The sequence below is a fragment of the Phycisphaerales bacterium genome, assembly GCA_020852515.1.
Taxonomy (GTDB): Bacteria; Planctomycetota; Phycisphaerae; order Phycisphaerales; family UBA5793; genus UBA5793.
In genome coordinates this window covers 55,225-71,763 of record JADZAS010000013.1, presented here as the reverse complement: position 1 = coordinate 71,763, position 16,539 = coordinate 55,225, and the positions used below count along the sequence as shown (strand labels likewise).

The following is a 16,539-nucleotide window of genomic DNA, read 5'->3' as shown; positions in this document are numbered from 1 at the left end:
GACACACGTTGCCGCGGGGCCCCGGCCGGCGCGGACCAGAGGTGAACGGATCAAGTCATGATACAGCAGGAATCACGAGTCGAGGTGGCGGACAACACGGGCGCGAAGATCGCCTACGTGATCCGCGTGCTCGGCGGCTCAACCTCCAAGGGTCGCTTTACCCGCCGCACCGCCGGCGTGGGCGATCGCGTCATCTGCTCGGTCAAGAAGGCGCTGCCCGGCGGGGACGTCAAGGCCGGCGACAAGGTCAAGGCCGTCGTCGTGCGCACCGCCTATCCGACCCGCCGCCCCGACGGATCGGTCATCCGCTTTGACAACACCGCGGTCGTGCTCATCAACGACGACGGCAATCCCAAGGGCACGCGCATCTTCGGCGCCGTCGCTCGCGAACTGCGCGAGAAGAACTACCTCAAGATCGTCTCGCTCGCCACGGAGGTGCTCTGATGCCAGCCCATGTCCGCAGCGGTGACACCGTGATCGTCACGGCCGGGTCCGACAAGGGCCGCACCGGCACCGTGCTCAAGGTCATCCCCAAGAAGAGCCAGGTCGTCGTGCAGGGCCTCAACACCCGCACCAAGCACCTCAAGCCCTCGCAGACCAATCCGCAGGGCGGCGTGATCACCAAGGAGATGCCTATTCACATCTCCAACGTGAGCCCCGTCGTCGATGGCCGCGCCACCCGCGTCCGCTTCGCCGTCAAGCCCGACGGCTCGAAGGTGCGCGTGGCAGCCCGCGGCGGGCAGGAACTCGGCGCCGTGCACGGCCCGCGTAACGGAGCAGTCGCCAAGCCGGCGCGAGCCGCGCAGAGCAAGAAGACCACCAAGAAGAAGACGACAAAGAAGAAGGTCGCGGGCAAGAGCGCAAAGAAGGCGCCGGCTAAGCCCGCCAAGAAAGCCTCGACTCGGACGAGCAAGAAGAAGACGGCCAAGAAATAACTGATCGCGGCGGACCGTCGTTCGCCCGCACCTGATCGAGAATCGGAATCACGCCATGAGTCCAGCAGCAACAGCCCCGGCGACGAAAAAGACCGCCCTGCAGGAGAAGTTCGAAAGCGAAGTTCTCCCCAAGGTGAGCGAGAAGTTCGGCATCACCAATCCCATGGCGCTGCCGCGCATCGAGAAGGTCGTCATCAACACCGGCGTCGGCAAACAACTCGAAAACAACAAACTCAAGCCGGAAGTGCGCGACACCGTGCTCTCGACGCTCTCGACCATCTCCGGCCAGAAGGCCGTGCTGCTCACCGCCAAGAAGTCGGTGGCGAACTTCAAGGTGCGCGAGGGCGCGACCTCGGCGGCCATGGTCACGCTGCGGCGCGAGCGGATGTGGGGCCTGCTCTCGCGGCTCATTCACCTGGCGATCCCTCGCGTCAAGGACTTCCGCGGCCTCAAGGACACGTCCTTCGACCGGCAAGGCAATTATTCTTTCGGCTTCAACGAGCAGGCCGTCTTTCCCGAGATCGACATGGGCAAGGTGAACTTCTCGCACGGCATGCACATCAACATCTCCTTCCGCAACTCGACGCCCGAGATCAGCCGATTCGTTCTGGCCGAACTCGGCTGGCCGTTCAAGCGGGAAGAGTCATAAACAGGATCCGTATCCGCAACGCACGCGGCTGCGACCGCGAAGGAATCGACGATGGCAACCAAAGCGCAAATGGCAAGACTGAAGCGGCCCCCGAAGTTCTCAACGCGCAAGGTGCGGCGGTGCGAAATCACCGGCCGCGCGCGCGGGGTGTACCGTAAGTTTCGAGTGAGTCGCATCATGCTGCGCGAACTCGCGCACCAGGGGCTCATTCCCGGCATGCGCAAGGCCAGTTGGTAATACACACCGGCCGCTTCCGAGCGCCCAGGCGCGCGCGGCGGCCCCTGATGGAACGACTACACGAGGGTTTGACTGATGTCATTCAACGACCCGGTTTCCGATCTGCTCACTCGCATCCGCAACGGTCTGCGCAACCAATCGACGACCGTCAACTGCGTCAACAGCCGCGTCTGCCGGGGTGTGTGCGATGTGCTGCGCGACGAGGGCTACATCCAGAGTTACGACGTGATCGACAACGGCCTTGGCGGCCTGATCCGCGTGCACCTGAAGTACGGCCCGCGCGGCGAGACGATCCTGCACAACATCCGCCGCGAGAGCAAACCCGGAAAGCGCGTCTACACCGGAGTGGACAACCTCAAGCGGCCGCTCGACGGCCTGGGCATCTCCATCGTGTCCACCAGCCGCGGCGTGCTCAGCGATCGAAAGTGTCGTGAATTCAAAGTCGGAGGCGAATTGCTGGCCACGGTCGATTGACCCGCGCCGCCGGAGAGAGCGCCTGGCGCGCTGCAGTTACGGCCAAGCCCAGCAGGAGTCTGAATCATGTCTCGAGTCGGAAAAAAACCAGTCGCCGTCCCCGCCGGTGTGAACGTCACGATCAACAATCGAGACGTCACCATCGAAAAGGGCGACAAAAAGCTCAGTTTCACCCACCGCCCCGAAGTCGCGGTGGAGTGGGATTCGACCAAGCGCGAAGTCGTCTGCACGATTCCGGAAAACCGGATGCGCGACCAGGCCTACAAGGCCTACTGGGGCACCACGCGCTCGCTCATCCAGAACATGGTCAAAGGCGTGACCAAGGGCTACGAGAAGAAGCTCGAAGTGGTCGGCGTGGGCTGGAACGCCAACCTGCAAGGCAACAAACTCGTCCTCAACCTCGGCTACTCCAAGCCGGTTGAAGTGCCTGTGCCCGCCGGGCTCAAGGTCGGTGTTGAGCGGCAGATCATCACGCTCTCGTCGGCTGACAAGCAACTGGTCGGCCAGTTCGCCGCCACCGTCCGCGCCAAGCGCAAGCCCGAGCCGTACAACGGCAAGGGAGTGAAGTACACGGATGAACAGATCATCCGCAAGGAAGGCAAGACCGTCGTCGGCCGCTGATGCCGACGGCTGAGTTGACACACTCGGGCCAGGTCCCGGGAGGATACGGACATGAGTCGCACATCGGATCGAGTTCTCCGCCGCCAGCGCCGCAGGCGCGGCATGCGCAAGCGGATCTTCGGCACGCCCGATCGGCCCCGCCTTTCGGTCTACCGCTCGCTGCGCTACCTCTACGCCCAGGTGATCGACGACGTGGCCGGCCGCACCATCGCCGCCGCCTCCTCGCGCGACGCCGAGTTTAAGGGTGAATCGACTGGCGACATCAACGCGGCCAAGACCGTCGGCGCCCTGCTGGCGCAGCGCGCCGGCCAGGCCGGCGTCAAGCAGGTGCAGTTCGATCGCAACGGGCTTCGCTACCATGGCCGGGTCAAGGCCCTGGCCGACGCCGCCCGTGAAGCGGGGCTTCAGTTCTGATCGGCCTGGACAGGAAAGCAACCAATCGCCGCGACGCACGCGGCTGAGAGAATCGGATCAACGAACATGATTGACGAATCCAGCGAATCACAAGGCTTTGAGTCCAACACCGTGGGCGTGTTCCGCACGGCCGCCACGGTCAAGGGCGGTCGCCGCTTCAGTTTCGGCGCGCTCGTCGTGGTCGGCGATCGGCGCGGCCGGGTCGGCTACGGCTACGCCAAGGGCAAGGAAGTGCCCCCGGCGATCGAGAAGGCCGAGAAGGACGCCCGCCGCAGCCTGACCAAGGTCGAACTCATCAAGGGCACCATCCCGCACACCGTTCTGGGCCGCTACGGCGCCAGCGAAGTGCGCATGCTGCCGGCCAGCCCCGGCACCGGCGTTGTGGCCGGCGGCACCGTCCGCGCCGTCCTGGAACTTGCCGGCGTGCGCGACTGCCTGACCAAGTGCTACGGCTCAACCAACAAGAAGAATCTCGTCAAGGCCACGATGGAAGGCCTCAAGCAACTCCGCTCCAAGAAGAAGATCGAAGAACTGCGCGGCGTGAGCATCGAAACCACCCACGTCGAAGAATTCACCGCCAACGCACCCGAAGTCGAATACGTCCGCAAGGAACCCAAGCAGACCGAGCAACAGGGCGGCGGCCGAGGCGGACGGCGCGGCGGAGGAGATGGCGGAGGTCGCGGCCGACCGCGCCGCGGCCGGTCTTCCGGCACCGGCTCGACCGACGGCGGCGGCCAGACCGAGCAGCCCGCAGGCTGAATTCGCTCCGCGATCCGCGCGGAGCAACAGGAATGATCAACGCGGCCGCCGCGATGGCGACCGGCTGTTCGAAAGAGAGTTCGCATCATGATGATCCACGAGATCACAAGCCTCGTCGAACCCTACAAAGCACGCAAGCGCATCGGGCGCGGTCGTGGCTCGGGGCACGGCAAGACCTCCGGACGCGGACACAAGGGCGCCAAGTCCCGCAGCGGCTGGAGCGAAAAACTCGCCCGCGAAGGCGGACAACTCGCCTACTTCCGGCGAATCCCCAAGCGCGGTTTCTCCAATAAGGCCTTCGCCACGACGTTCTACGTCGTCAACGTCCGTGACCTGGAGAAGCACTTCAGCGCCGGCGAAACCGTCAACGCCGATTCACTCATCGCCAAGGGGCTCATTCGCGACACCGAACTTCCCGTGAAAGTGCTCGGCAGCGGTGATCTGACCAAAAAGCTGTCGATCTCGGCCGGCAAAGTCTCCGAGACGGCCCGCGCCAAGATCGAGCAGGCCGGTGGCAGCATCGAACTGAGTATGAAGACCACGTGGAAGCGGCCGGCCGCCGGCGCCAAGTCGAAGAAGAAGTAATCGCCTCGCTCGCGCCTCGCGTGCCGCCGGGCCCGACGGGCGGCTCTGCTGACCGATCAGGATTGACTCGCAGATTGGCTTGCTCACCATGTTCCAGGCCTTCATCAATGTCTTTCGCATCCCCGAGCTGAGGAACAAACTGCTCTTCACGATCGCGATGCTCGCGATCTACCGGATCGGTTTCTGGATTCCTCTCTCTGGCGTGGATCAGTCGCAACTCGAGCAGTTCTTCAGTCAGAGGGAATCCGACAGCAACGCGGCGACCAAGCTGGCTCTCTACATTTCTACGTTCACCGGCGGCGACCTCGGCCAATCCACGATCTTCGGCCTGGGCGTGATGCCCTACATCTCCGCCTCCATCATTTTCCAGCTCCTCGCCTCGGCGTGGAAGCCGCTGCAGGATCTTCAGAAGGAAGGCCCCACCGGTCGCCAGAAGATCACCGAGTGGACGCGCTACGCCACCATTGCGCTGTGCGTCGTCCAGGGCTTCGCGTGGATGACCTACATGCAGTCGCAGGGGTTCATCTATCCCACGATCGCCAACAACACCGGGTTGCTCTGGTCGTTCCGCATCCAAGGCGTGCTGGCGCTGGTTGCGGGCACGACTTTTCTCATGTGGCTCGGCGAGCAGATCGACAAATACGGCCTGGGCAACGGCGTGTCGCTCATCATTACGGCCGGCATCCTGGCGCAGATGCCCACCGCGGTGAACCTCGTCGCCCAGGACTTCAGCCTCGACGCCACCAGCGACGCCCGCTACGGCCCGCTCGCGGTCGTCTTTCTCATCTGTTCGTTCATGGCGGTCACCGCCGGCGCCATCGTCATCACCGTGGCCCAGCGCCGCATCCCCATACAGCAGGCCAAGCACACCCGCGGCCGCAAGGTGTACGGCGGGCAAAAGGCCTTCCTGCCCTTGCGCATCAACCACGGCGGCGTCATGCCCATCATCTTCGCCCAGTCGCTGATGATCTTCCCCTCGGTGGGCTTCTCGAGCCTGGCCAACATGTCTTCGGGCAGCGAACAGACGTGGTGGATCAATTTCACGCGATTCCTGGGTGACTCGATGACGATGGGCAAGTTCCCCTACGTCGTCTGCGAGATCATCCTCATCTACTTCTTCAGTTACTTCTGGACCACCGTCCAGTTCAACCCCAAGGAGATGAGCGAGCAGCTGCGCGATCACGGCTCGTTCATCCCCGGCCTGCGACCCGGTCCGCGCACGGCTGAGTACCTCGAAACCGTGCTCGAGCGCGTCACCTACGTCGGCGCCGGGTTCCTTGCGATCATCGCCGTCATCCCTTCGGTCGTGGCGAGTTCGATGCAGATCCCCTTTGTCGTCTCGAGCTTCCTCGGCGGTACGGGCCTGCTCATCGTCGTGAGCGTCGGGCTCGACTTCGTCCAGCGGATCGAGGCGAACCTGCTCATGCGCAACTACTCCGGCTTCCTCGGCGGCGGCAGCGGAGATCGCATTCGCGGGCGAAGAGGCTGATCACTCGTCGACGCTGCGTGCGATCGCCGTCAACCCCGTTCTCGATGTCAGCAGCAGCGTCGGCCGCGATCCGTCGCCATTGATCCACGCGATCTGGCTGAGCGGTTCGACGCCCGGATACTGCGCCAGGATTTCTCCCGCGTCCGTGTCGAGCAGGTAAAGAGACCCGCTTCGCGTCGTGACCGCGAGCAGAGCCGCCGAGCCGTTGACGGCCATCGCGTCGATCGACGCCGAGGTTTCTCCCGGCAGATCCACCGACCACATCCGCTGCCCGTCAATGGACATCTTTACGACCGCCTCCGATCCATTCCGGGCCGAGCCGCCCACATAAATGGCGCCGCCTGCGCCATTTCCCGGCGATACGGCCCGGACCATGTTCGCGTAGACGCCGGGCGAGAAGTTCTTCATGCGCTTGCCGTCCTTGTCGAAGATGTGCACCTTGCCCTCCGCCGAGGTGGTGATGACTTCGGGCAGTCCGTCGCCGTCCACATCCGCAGCGGTCACGTGCCATACGTTGCCGATGCTGGTGTTCTTCCAGCGGAGTTCTCCTTCGTTCGAGAGGACGTGCAGCCCGGTGAAGCCGTTGTAGCCGATGATGACTTCGTCGAGGTCGTCGCCGTCGAGATCGGCGGCCCACACGTCATCCACGCCGTCGCCGAGGTTGTAGTCCCACAGCGACGAGCCGTCGGCGGCAACCGCTTCGACGGTCTGACCCCATTGGCTGAACACGACTGCCGCCGGGTCCACTGCTCCGGGCACAAGCCGGGCCAGGCGGAGCACGCCCGCGCTGCACTGAGCCGGCACCTCGGAAAGCACCTTGCCATCTGCGCTGACCTTCGCCAGCCGATTGCCTTTGAATCCCACCGCAACCTCGACGCCCGATGGATCTGCCGCCACGCTCTGCCAGTTGCCCGGCACGCTCCAGAGTTGTTCCATGTCCGCCAGCTCCAGCGCTTCGGCGCTGCGGCGCTCACGTGCTTCCACGAGTGATTCACCCGCCAGCAGCGTATCGATCTCTTCCTTGAGTTGATCGCCCACGCCCGGCATGAAACCGACGTGGATCGACTGGATGGTGCCGTCCGCGCCGATGACGACGGTCTGTGGAATGCCCGTCACGCCGTACAGGTCGCCGACCGTGCCTTCGCTGTCGAGCAGGACGTGGATATCGAGCTTCTGGTCGTCGAGGAAGGTGCGGACCGTCTTGGCGTCTTCCATGACGTTGATGGCGTAGAAGACGGCTTTGTCCTCGGGGTAGTTCGCCATGGTCTCGGTGATGACGGGCAGACCCTCGCGACACGGCGGGCACCACGTCGCCCAGAAATCGAGCACGACAATACGGCCGCCCTCGCGCAGGCCGGCGAGCTGCACCTTCGTGCCTTCGAGCGACTCGAGCTCGAATTCCGGCGCGGGCGTGCCGAGCAGCTCGGCCTCGCCTCCTGCGGTTTCACCCATGTCCATGTTGAACATCGCCTCCGAAAGATCGTCCACCTGCTCGCTTCCCTCCGGCGCCGCGAACGCGAACAACTCATCCGTGAGGACCGGCGAACCGTTCCAGTTGGTCAGCGTGATGCTGGTCACGTTCTTCGGCTCTTCCCAGTAGTCCGATGCATCCCACATCGGCGACTCGGGCTCAAATGAGAAGCGCACGGGTCGCGGCGGATCGCCCGCAGCGATCCACACGTCGTGGGCCCGCGCTGAGTTGTCGACTCGAAGGTGATGGGCATCGACGCCATCAATCGCCTCGAGGCCGACGTAGACGAGTTGCTCCGCGAGAGCCGCGGCTGATTCCGCTGGAAGCTCGCTCAGCAGCGTGCGCATCCCCGGCGCGTCGGCGAGGAACGAGCCGTAGAACTCCCCGAGGTATCCGAGCCGATCGGGATCGAGCGCGTCGATGGCGTTCGGCGGCGCGTCGATCACCTGGTACTGCTGGGCCACCGGCAGGTGGATCGTGAGGTTCGCGCCGTCGCTGATGTACTCGGGACCCTTCATCCCTCCCGTCCAGCGCAGCGCGTAGCGGCCCGGCCGCTCGATCGAGACGGCGTAGCGCATGGAGTAGTCCATGAGCAGCCCATCGGCAGTCGTGACGTTGCGCGAGGTGAGATCGAATGTATACGCAGGAAGGCTCTCGAGATACTCGATCATGCGCTGCCATTGCACTCGCGCGTCCCCCGTAGCCGCATCAGGTGGCTGGGAAAGAACGATGCTGGTGCTTGACGCGAGCGCGACGAACCCCGTTGCGATCCGTTGCCACATGATGTCTCTCCTTCTCGCTGCTGCGAATGTGACCCGATGACCCGACGATCTCGCCGTTCTCGGACCTCCGGCCTTCAGGTCGGAAGGCTCCGCTTCTATTACGGTACGGCAGGCCCCCGGCTCCGGCAGGTCCCGAAACTGGCCTGGGGCGACATTTCGACCGCCCACCGGTTCCGCTCAGGTGCCCCGCTGGACGCCGGGCAATCCGTTCTATCGCCTGCGAATCTCCTCGTTGTGCCCAAAAACGGGGCAGGATTCTGGTATGATGTTCCCGCATCCGCAATCCGCGGGATTGCACCCCACTCGGCGCCGTGTGCCGCCGCGTGGACTTGAGAGGTGGTTCGCCGTCGAAGGTCGGCGGCGAGGGAGACGAAAACGCTCCAACAGAGCAAGAAGAGGAGAGACCAGCATGGCATCACTTCGATTTGGAACTTTCTGCGCCGCGGTTCTGGCATGCGCAGGCGGCGCGCAGGCGGACATTCTCATCGCCGGCGCTGCAAACGGCACGTGGATCGACGAGGTCCGCAGCACGATTGTCGCTACGGGCCTGCTCGGCGGGCAGAATGTCGATGTGTTCAATCTCACGACCGGCACGCCTGATCTTTCGGCCTACGACGCGGTGCTCTCGTTCACCGACGCCAGTCCGATCGACCCCACCGCGTGGGGCAACGCTCTGGCTGACTTCGTGGACTCTGGCGGCGGCGTGGTGCAGACCACGTTCTCATGGAACGTCGGTCCCGGCGGGCGATGGTTCTCGGGCGGCTATTCGCCGCTGCAGACCGCGAGCCAGTCTCAAGGCACGCCGCTCACCCTCGGGACCGTGCACGACCCCAGCCACGACGTTATGGCCGGCGTGTCGAACTTCTCAGGCGGAACTTCGAGTTACCACAACACCGGCGGCATCTCCTCAGGCGCCATTCTCATCGCCGACTGGTCTAACGGTCGGCCGCTGGTCGTCGAGATGCCCGGCTTTGCGGCAGGGATCGTCGGGCTGAACTTTTACGCCCCGTCGAGTCTCTCACGCAGCGACTTCTGGGACGCGAACACCGACGGCGCCGTCATGATGGCCAACGCCCTCAACTATGTCATGGGCGCCAGTGGCTCGTTCCGGCTTCGCGTCTCGGGCGCCTGCCCGGGCACGATCAACCTCGACTGGTCCAACGCCACGCCCAGCAGCACCATGGGCATCGTCTTCGCCCTCAACACCGGCTCGTTCACCGTCGGCGGCGGGCCGTGCGCCGGCACCATGCTCGGCCTGGGCACAATGCAGTTGCAACTCGTCCGCACCATGTCAACCGGCAGCGGCATGGGCACGGTCAGCGGCAACGTTGGCACCAGCGCCTGCGGCGGCTACCTCCAACTCGTCGTCGTGGATGCCAACCCGTGCACGACCAGCAACGTCGGTCAGATCCCGTAACCGCGACCGCGACTGACTGAATCTCAACGCCAGCGCCCCGCGACCCCCATCGCGGGGCGCTGTGCTTGGACCATAAGCCGGGCCGCGCTCGGGCACACAAGGGCCGCAAGTGCCCCTCGATGCCTCGCCGCCTTGCTGCCTGCTCTAATTAGCTTGCCAGGTTCCCGATCAGGTTCAGCACGTCGTTGTAGAACGTGACGAGGAACAAGCTGCCGATGAGCAGCAGGCCGACCACCGTCGCCGCGTTCTGCACCTGCACGCTGACGGGCGAGCCTTTCAGCTTCTCGATGATCAGAAAGACCATCAGCCCGCCGTCGACGATGGGGATGGGCAGGAAATTGAGCACCGCGAGATTGACGTTGATGATTCCCAGGAAGAGCAACAGGTAAGGTAAACCCTGTCCGGCGAACTGTGTGCCGATCTCGGCAATCCCCACCGGGCCTTTGAGTTGTTTCACATCCACCGTGCCGCGCACGAGCCGATCGAGCGTCTGGTAGGTCGTGACGATCATGCTCCACGTTCGATCGAAGCCCATCTGCACGGCTTCGATCGGGTTGGCGGCCTTCTGCACTTCCTGCATCGGTTCGAAGACGTTCACCGCGAGTTGGCTGTGCCACTGCAGCGCCAACAGCGACCGCGCCGCCTCGGGGCTGATGGTCCACTTCGTCGATTCGATCGGCGAGCCGGGTACGGGCAGCTCGTACGTGAGCGAAATCGTCGTCGGCTCATCCGGATCGACGGCGGCGCGCAGGGCAATGAACAGGTCGCGCCAGGTTGGCACCGTGGCGCCATCGATCGATACCAGCCGCGTGCCGGGCATGAGATTGAGCGCCGCCGCGGGGGCAGCCGACACGGCCTCGCCCTCGCCGGCGGGGAGGGTGCTCAGCGTGTCGGCCACGATCGGAGGCGACGTGGCGGGCATGTCACTGGACTGAAAGCCCACAGCGCCATTGCGGCGCACGCTGACTTCGAAGGTGACTTCTTCGCCGCCGCGCAGCACCACCATCGGCGCCACGGCATGAGGCACGAGCACCTGCCCGACCTCGTCAACGCGCGGCCAGCGAATGTCGCCGATGCGCTTGATGATGTCGCCGGCGCGCGGGCCGGCCTTCCCTTCGCGCTCGGGCGCCGCGGCCATGATGCTCGGTGCGGGCACGAGCCCCAGCACGTGCCGCAGCGCGTACCACGCCGAATCGTGCTGCACCTGGGCGATCATGAAATCAGGATCGGGCCGGAGCGACGCGTGCTGCGAGCCGTCACCGCCGGTGCTCGTAAACGTCAGTCCAATGTCTTGCCCGTTCGACTCGTCGATGGCCTGGCTCAATTGCCAGACAGCGTCGACCGGCCTGCCGTTCACTTCGCTCAGCACCATGCCCGGCTCGACGCGCACGTCGTCGAGGCCGGCACGCTTGAAGGTCGCGCTCACAACTTCTGCCGACTCCGAGCCGGGCTTGAAGTCGATGATCCGGTTGCTCTGCGTGGTCGTCAGCCCCAGCGCGAGAAACTGCGTCTGCTGGTCTTCGCGGGGCATGAGATCGAAGGTCAACTCCACGCCGCCGCGATCGACGACGACGCGCAACGACTGCCCGGGCTTGGCGAGCGCTGCCGACATGAGCACCTGTTCCCAGGTTTTGACCGGCTCGCCGTTGATCGAAACCACCCGGTCCCCCGGCTGGATGCCCGGCGTGACGATGCCGTGGTCCTGCGCATTCTGCGGCATCGTGACGGCGGCGAGACTCTCGGGCTGAACGCCTCCGACGATCGGCGGCGGTGTCTTGATGCCCCACATGAAGCAGATGACAAACAGCACCATTGCGAAGATGAGGTTCATCACCACGCCCGCCGAGACCACGCACATCCGGGCCCACACCGGCCGGCTGCTGTACGAGCGCGGATCATCGACGATGGCGGCCATGTCGAGATCTTCCTGGCCGAGCATCTTGACGTATCCGCCCAGAGGCAGGTAGTTCAGGCGGTATTCCGTCTCTCCCAACTCCGACGCGGGTACGCCCTTGCGCAGGGCCGCGTCGTAGGCCCCTTGCGTGCTGCCCGAGCGGAAGCCGATGCCCTTGCGCCATGACAGTGCCGCCGGGCCCATGCCGATGGCGAACTGCTCGACTTTGATGCCGACCCACTTGGCGACGGCAAAGTGGCCCAGCTCGTGCACAAAGATCACGAGGCTGAAGCCAAGCAGCAGAAGCAGAAAATCGAAGAACGTGGACATGTGATTGGAGATTATCGGCGGTTTTGCCCCTGTCGAGGAGCCCGGGCGTCGGACAAGGATAGGCCGCGCGCTGGACCGGCAGTTCGCCGGGACGTGCTCCACGGCCTTTTGCCGCGGCGAAGGGAGCCGCCCGAGGCGTGACGCGGAAGCAGAAAAAAGCATTTCGCCGCCTTAGAGGCGACGAAACGCGATGGGCTCCGCTCAATGGCGAGTTCGAGGCTGCGAGGACGACTCGCCGCGCGGAGGTGGTGGACCGGTTTGCCGACTCGCCCGAGTCAACGCCAAGACAGTAACCGGCACGTATGAATGCCACTTAAACGCCGGATGAAATTCGCCTTATCTCCGCATGATTGTGGATAACATTGCACATTTCTTCCGGCTCCTGTCGCTTCGCTCCTGCGCAAAAAGAATCCCGCCCGGATGATCACTGAGCGGGACTCGATCGGCCGGAGCGGCACCGACTGGCCGGCACCGTACGGCCCATTTCATGGGCAAGTCAGCAGGCTGACTCACCCTCCCTCGGATGTTCCGGCGCTCGCATCGAGCGCATCGCCGGTGAGGCGCCCGTCTCCATCCAGTACGGCCTCAAGCAGTGAAAGTCATGCTCGCTTCGCTCAGTTGGGATGACTGCGGGGTTCAATCTGCCGCATCCTGCAGGGCGTCGCCTGCGGCTTCGACGTCTTCGCCAACGCCGTGGATCGTGTTGCAGCCGGCCAGCAGGATGAGGTGCGCGGCGGCTGCGATGAGCGCCAGCCATTGTGTTCACTGCGCAACGTCTCATGACGTCCTCACGTCCTCCTTCCAGCAGGTTCGTTGTCATCCAGGCGCCACACTGCCAGTCAGCGCCGGGGTGGCGCCGACTGAAACCTACTTCTTTCATCCGAAGGCGTCCTGCCGCGGTCAGGCGGCAAGACGCTCAAATACCGCGCCGGAGCTTTCGAGACGAGGGGGCGACCGATAAGGCTCCGGTGCGGCGTAATCGTGATCAATCAGCGATCGGGGTGTTCGTTGTGATCTTCGTCCTTGTCCCGCGCCTTCTCGTCTTCGTCGCACCACTTCTCGGAGCGCTTCAGGTCGAAGTCGGGCCGTTTCGCGCCGTAGTAGTCGTAGACGCTCGAGGCGAACGCGGCGACGTTGAGGTCGTCGGTTCCCTTGCCCGAGAGCTTGGGCGCGAGGCGGAACTTCGACTTGGACATGTCGATGTACAGGTTGTCCTCCTGGCCGATGGTTACCGCATCGTCCGGCACGGGGTACAGCGTGTCATCAATGCCCAGCACGCCGCCGACCGAGATGATGTAGAACGCCAGTTGACCGCTCTGCGGCTCGAAGATGACCTGGTTCACGTCGCCGAACTCTTCGCCCTCGATCATGAGCGAGCCGTCCGTCAGGGCGCTCACACGCTCGAGGTAAAACGGGCCGCGGTCGTTGACTGCCTTCCACTTGGGAACGCCCTTGTCATCGCGCAACTCGACGGTCTTGCCGTCGATGGTGACGCGCTGCGCCACGCGGATCGGCTCGCCTTTGGCGTTGTAGCCCTTGATGGTCGTGACGTTGATCTCGCTGCCTTCCTTGGGCAAGGCGACCGACTGCTGGTCGAGGTATTCGACCGGCGCCAACAGCACGACGTGGCGCTGATTATCCTCGGGCGAACTAAGCACCACGGCGCAGTATTTCGAATCGCGGGTCGAGGGCATCTGGCGATCGACGGACACCACGTGCCCCTTCATGGTCTCGGCGCGTCCATCATGGAAGAACATGGTGTACTCATCGCCCTTCTGGTCCCGGGCGTCCCGGAATTCGCTGCGATCGCCGAAGGCGCCACGAAGCGAACTCCACCACGAGTCGCTCTGGAGGTTCTTCCAGTTGTCCTCGTCGAAGTTGGGCAGAGCCGCAAGTTGGGCGGTGCTGGCGTTGATGCGATAAGTCTTCGTTGCCGCGTCCCACGCCAGCGCGCCGTAGGGCAGCGCCACGATCTTGTCCTCGCTGCCGAGAATCTCGTTGGTATCCACGATGGCGTACAGGATACGGCCGTTGCGGGTATCCATGATCAGTTCGTCCACCTCGGCCTCGTGCTCGGTGTCCCGCTCACTCTTGATCGACGCATCAAGCAGCGTGTCGCAGGTCGTGAAGCTCTCTTTGAGACTTTGATTTCGCGCGTACTGATCGCGATTCTGATCCTGTCTTTCGTCCTGGGTCCGCTCGCGCGGCTGGTTCCTGTTTGGCTGGTCTCGCTCGGGCGATTGTGCCGTCACAGTTCCGGCGCAAGCCAGCGTTCCGATCATGGCTGTAAGAAGAATGGGTCTCATCGGTTTTCTCCCTTTTCGGTGTCGGGGCCACAGAATGGCCCGTGGATCAATGCATGAACGTGATGCCGCTCCATTGTGACGGTACTTACGCGGCGTGAAACTTTTCTGAGTTCCTGGTTAAAATGCGCTCATCCAGCCGCCTCCGCACGCGCCAATCGCGGCGGCGCGCCTTTCCTTCAGTAGAAGCGGGTATCATGCCCGAAGCGGGACAGCGCCGTCCTCTTCGGGCAGTGGGAGAGAATGCCGGTGCGTGTGCTGGTGATTGAAGACAATCCGCGAATGGCCGAAGGCATCCGCCGAGGTCTGGTCGAGCACGGCTACGTGTCGGAAACCTGCGATTGCGCCGCCGCCGGCGAGCGTCGAGCGGCCTCGGACGAATTCGACATCATCGTGCTCGACCGCATGCTGCCCGACCGCGATGGCGTGGAGGTCTGCCGCAGCCTGCGCCGGCGCGAGGTGCGGACGCCGATCCTGATGCTTACCGCACTTGCCGACACCAACGAAAAGGTGCTGGGGCTCGACGCCGGGGCGGATGACTACCTCACCAAGCCCTTTGAGTTTGACGAGCTCATCGCCCGGGTCCGCGCTCTGCTGCGCCGGGGGCAGGCCACCGAGTCACGCGTTCTCAAGTACCACGATCTCGAACTGAACCTCGATAAGCGCAGCGCCGTCCGCGCCGGCGAGCACATCAGGCTGTCCGCCCGCGAGTTTGCCCTGCTCGAGTTCCTCATCCGCAATCCCAACCGCGTCCTGACGCGGCACGCGATCTCCGAGCGCGTCTGGGACGCCCAATACGAGCCGTCGAGCAACGTGATTGACGTGGTCATTTCCAACCTGCGGCGCAAGGCCGATCGGCAGTTCGACACGCCGCTGATTCACACCGTCATCGGTGCGGGGTATCGCTTTGGCGTGCTCGATGAGGCGGGCGTACAACGCGATGGCTCTGCCCCTTCGGCGCCGCGGTCGCCGGCTGCATCCGCGCAGGCCGTGACGCACGATGGCCGCTGAGCAGCTTTTCACAGGCTGTTAACGCGCGATTAATCGGCGCCGATTAGTCTCATGGCACAAGACACATCCGCGGAGGATTGCCATGACACGCACTCCAGCCGAAGAGCTTGTCCACTTCCTCAGCGACATGTACTCGGTCGAACTGCAGGCGCTGGCGCAACTGGTTTCGGCGCCCGAAATGGCGGGTGATGATTTCATTGCGGAACAGTTTCGACTCCATTACGCCGAGACGCGCCAGCAGGCGGCGCTCGTGCACGAACTGCTCGAAGCGCGCGGTGGCGAGCCCTCGGCGCTGAAGGACGCCATCATGCGCACGGGCGGCAAATCGTTTCTGCTCTTTGCGCGCGCGCTGCCCGAGACGCCCGGCCGCCTTGTCGCCCACTCCTATTCGTACGAGGCGATGGAGTGGGCGGGTTACGAGATGCTCAAGCGACTGGCCGCGCAAGCTGAAGACGCGCAGGTTGAGCACGTAGCGCACGAGATCGCCGCGCAGGAGCACACGATGATGGAGCGCCTCGAAGCGTGCTTTGATCGGGCCGAGCAGGCCTCGCATGGCGATACGGCGCCCGATGAATTCGGCGATCAGTTGCGCAAGCACCTCAAGGAGGCCCACGCACTGGAGATGCAGGCCAACAAACTGCTCGAGCGGGCCCGGCACATGTCGCCCCAGGGCGCCAATTTCGACCAGGCTTGCCGCAACATGCTCAGCGAAGCGCGCGAACACGCGGGGTCGGACGCTTCGAACGTGCTCGACGCCGCGATGGCCTTCGGTGGATTCAACTGGGGCGTGTTCTTCCAGGTGCAGACGGACCGACCCGCCAAGATGGCCGCGTTCGCTTTCGCGTTTCTCCATCTGCAGATCGGGGGATACGAACTGCTGCTTCGCTTTGCGCGGCGCGCCGGCGATGGGCGCAGTGAGCAGATCTGCCGGCAGGTGCTGGGGGACAAGCGAGCGCTGGCGGCGCGTCTGGGCGGAACATTCGACGACGCGGTCGAAGTCACACTCGAAACGATGAACACAGCGCAAGCGATGTCATGGTCCGGAAGGCGAAGCACAAGTCAACGAACCGCGGACTGACGCGAGCCGACGCCAGGATCCCGCGGCCACGAGCACCATCGGCACGGGTCGCGCGAGAGCCGCCGCGAGTCGTCAGGCGGCCGCGAACAG

General features: G+C 64.2%; 17 protein-coding genes. 13 read left to right on the top strand and 4 right to left on the bottom strand.

The genetic code is table 11. The features are described from left to right. Positions 1-57: 57 nt before the first annotated feature. The 10 genes from rplN (at position 58) to secY (ending at position 6,163) form a co-directional block, all read left to right on the top strand. Complete coding sequence (rplN, locus tag IT430_06490) at positions 58-444, top strand: 50S ribosomal protein L14 (GenBank protein ID MCC6907568.1); 387 nt, start codon at positions 58-60, stop codon at positions 442-444. After that, complete coding sequence (gene rplX / locus IT430_06485) at positions 444-935, top strand: 50S ribosomal protein L24 (GenBank protein MCC6907567.1); 492 nt, start codon at positions 444-446, stop codon at positions 933-935. Before rplN ends, rplX begins: the two co-directional genes overlap by 1 nt. A gap of 55 nt (positions 936-990) precedes the next feature. Then, a complete protein-coding gene (rplE, locus tag IT430_06480) occupies positions 991-1,584 on the top strand; it encodes a 50S ribosomal protein L5 (GenBank protein MCC6907566.1) in 594 nt (197 codons plus the stop codon). Positions 1,585-1,635: 51 nt separating this feature from the next. Continuing rightward, on the top strand, positions 1,636-1,821 hold the full coding sequence (locus tag IT430_06475; GenBank protein ID MCC6907565.1) for a type Z 30S ribosomal protein S14: 186 nt from the start codon (positions 1,636-1,638) through the stop codon (positions 1,819-1,821). Positions 1,822-1,896: 75 nt separating this feature from the next. After that, positions 1,897-2,295, top strand: coding sequence for a 30S ribosomal protein S8 (gene rpsH, locus IT430_06470; protein MCC6907564.1), 399 nt, complete (start codon positions 1,897-1,899; stop codon positions 2,293-2,295). A gap of 66 nt (positions 2,296-2,361) precedes the next feature. Beyond that, the gene (gene rplF, locus IT430_06465; protein ID MCC6907563.1) at positions 2,362-2,916 is read left to right on the top strand and encodes a 50S ribosomal protein L6; all 555 of its coding nucleotides are present in this window, start codon (positions 2,362-2,364) and stop codon (positions 2,914-2,916) included. Positions 2,917-2,967: 51 nt separating this feature from the next. Next, on the top strand, positions 2,968-3,330 hold the full coding sequence (rplR, locus tag IT430_06460) for a 50S ribosomal protein L18 (GenBank protein ID MCC6907562.1): 363 nt from the start codon (positions 2,968-2,970) through the stop codon (positions 3,328-3,330). A gap of 66 nt (positions 3,331-3,396) precedes the next feature. Beyond that, on the top strand, positions 3,397-4,089 hold the full coding sequence (gene rpsE / locus IT430_06455; GenBank protein ID MCC6907561.1) for a 30S ribosomal protein S5: 693 nt from the start codon (positions 3,397-3,399) through the stop codon (positions 4,087-4,089). A gap of 87 nt (positions 4,090-4,176) precedes the next feature. After that, positions 4,177-4,674 carry a 50S ribosomal protein L15 gene (gene rplO, locus IT430_06450; protein ID MCC6907560.1) on the top strand — a complete coding sequence of 166 codons (498 nt, stop codon included), beginning with the start codon at positions 4,177-4,179 and terminating at the stop codon, positions 4,672-4,674. An 88-nt stretch (positions 4,675-4,762) separates the two neighbouring features. Beyond that, a complete protein-coding gene (gene secY, locus IT430_06445) occupies positions 4,763-6,163 on the top strand; it encodes a preprotein translocase subunit SecY (GenBank protein MCC6907559.1) in 1,401 nt (466 codons plus the stop codon). On the opposite strand, the gene IT430_06440 is transcribed toward secY, so the two are convergent. Beyond that, a complete protein-coding gene (locus IT430_06440) occupies positions 6,164-8,416 on the bottom strand; it encodes a DUF2092 domain-containing protein (protein ID MCC6907558.1) in 2,253 nt (750 codons plus the stop codon). A 409-nt stretch (positions 8,417-8,825) separates the two neighbouring features. On the opposite strand from IT430_06440, the gene IT430_06435 reads away from it, so the two are divergent. Continuing rightward, positions 8,826-9,833: a hypothetical protein gene (locus tag IT430_06435; protein MCC6907557.1), complete on the top strand. Its 1,008-nt coding sequence runs from the start codon at positions 8,826-8,828 to the stop codon at positions 9,831-9,833. Between the two features lie 148 nt (positions 9,834-9,981). On the opposite strand, the gene IT430_06430 is transcribed toward IT430_06435, so the two are convergent. From IT430_06430 to IT430_06420, 3 genes are all read right to left on the bottom strand, one after another. Next, entirely contained in the window at positions 9,982-12,057 is a 2,076-nt protein-coding gene (locus IT430_06430) for a site-2 protease family protein (protein MCC6907556.1), read from the bottom strand. 636 nt (positions 12,058-12,693) lie between these two features. Next, on the bottom strand, positions 12,694-12,810 hold the full coding sequence (locus IT430_06425; protein MCC6907555.1) for an entericidin A/B family lipoprotein: 117 nt from the start codon (positions 12,808-12,810) through the stop codon (positions 12,694-12,696). Between the two features lie 236 nt (positions 12,811-13,046). Next, positions 13,047-14,363 (bottom strand): PRC-barrel domain-containing protein, encoded by a 1,317-nt coding sequence (locus IT430_06420; protein MCC6907554.1) that lies wholly within the window; start codon positions 14,361-14,363, stop codon positions 13,047-13,049. 246 nt (positions 14,364-14,609) lie between these two features. Here IT430_06420 and IT430_06415 point away from each other — a divergent pair, with 246 nt between their 5' ends. Together IT430_06415 and IT430_06410 are read left to right on the top strand one after the other, a co-directional pair. After that, positions 14,610-15,371, top strand: coding sequence for a response regulator transcription factor (locus IT430_06415; GenBank protein ID MCC6907553.1), 762 nt, complete (start codon positions 14,610-14,612; stop codon positions 15,369-15,371). 82 nt (positions 15,372-15,453) lie between these two features. Further along, positions 15,454-16,449 carry a DUF892 family protein gene (locus IT430_06410; GenBank protein ID MCC6907552.1) on the top strand — a complete coding sequence of 332 codons (996 nt, stop codon included), beginning with the start codon at positions 15,454-15,456 and terminating at the stop codon, positions 16,447-16,449. The last annotated feature ends 90 nt before the right edge of the window (positions 16,450-16,539 follow it).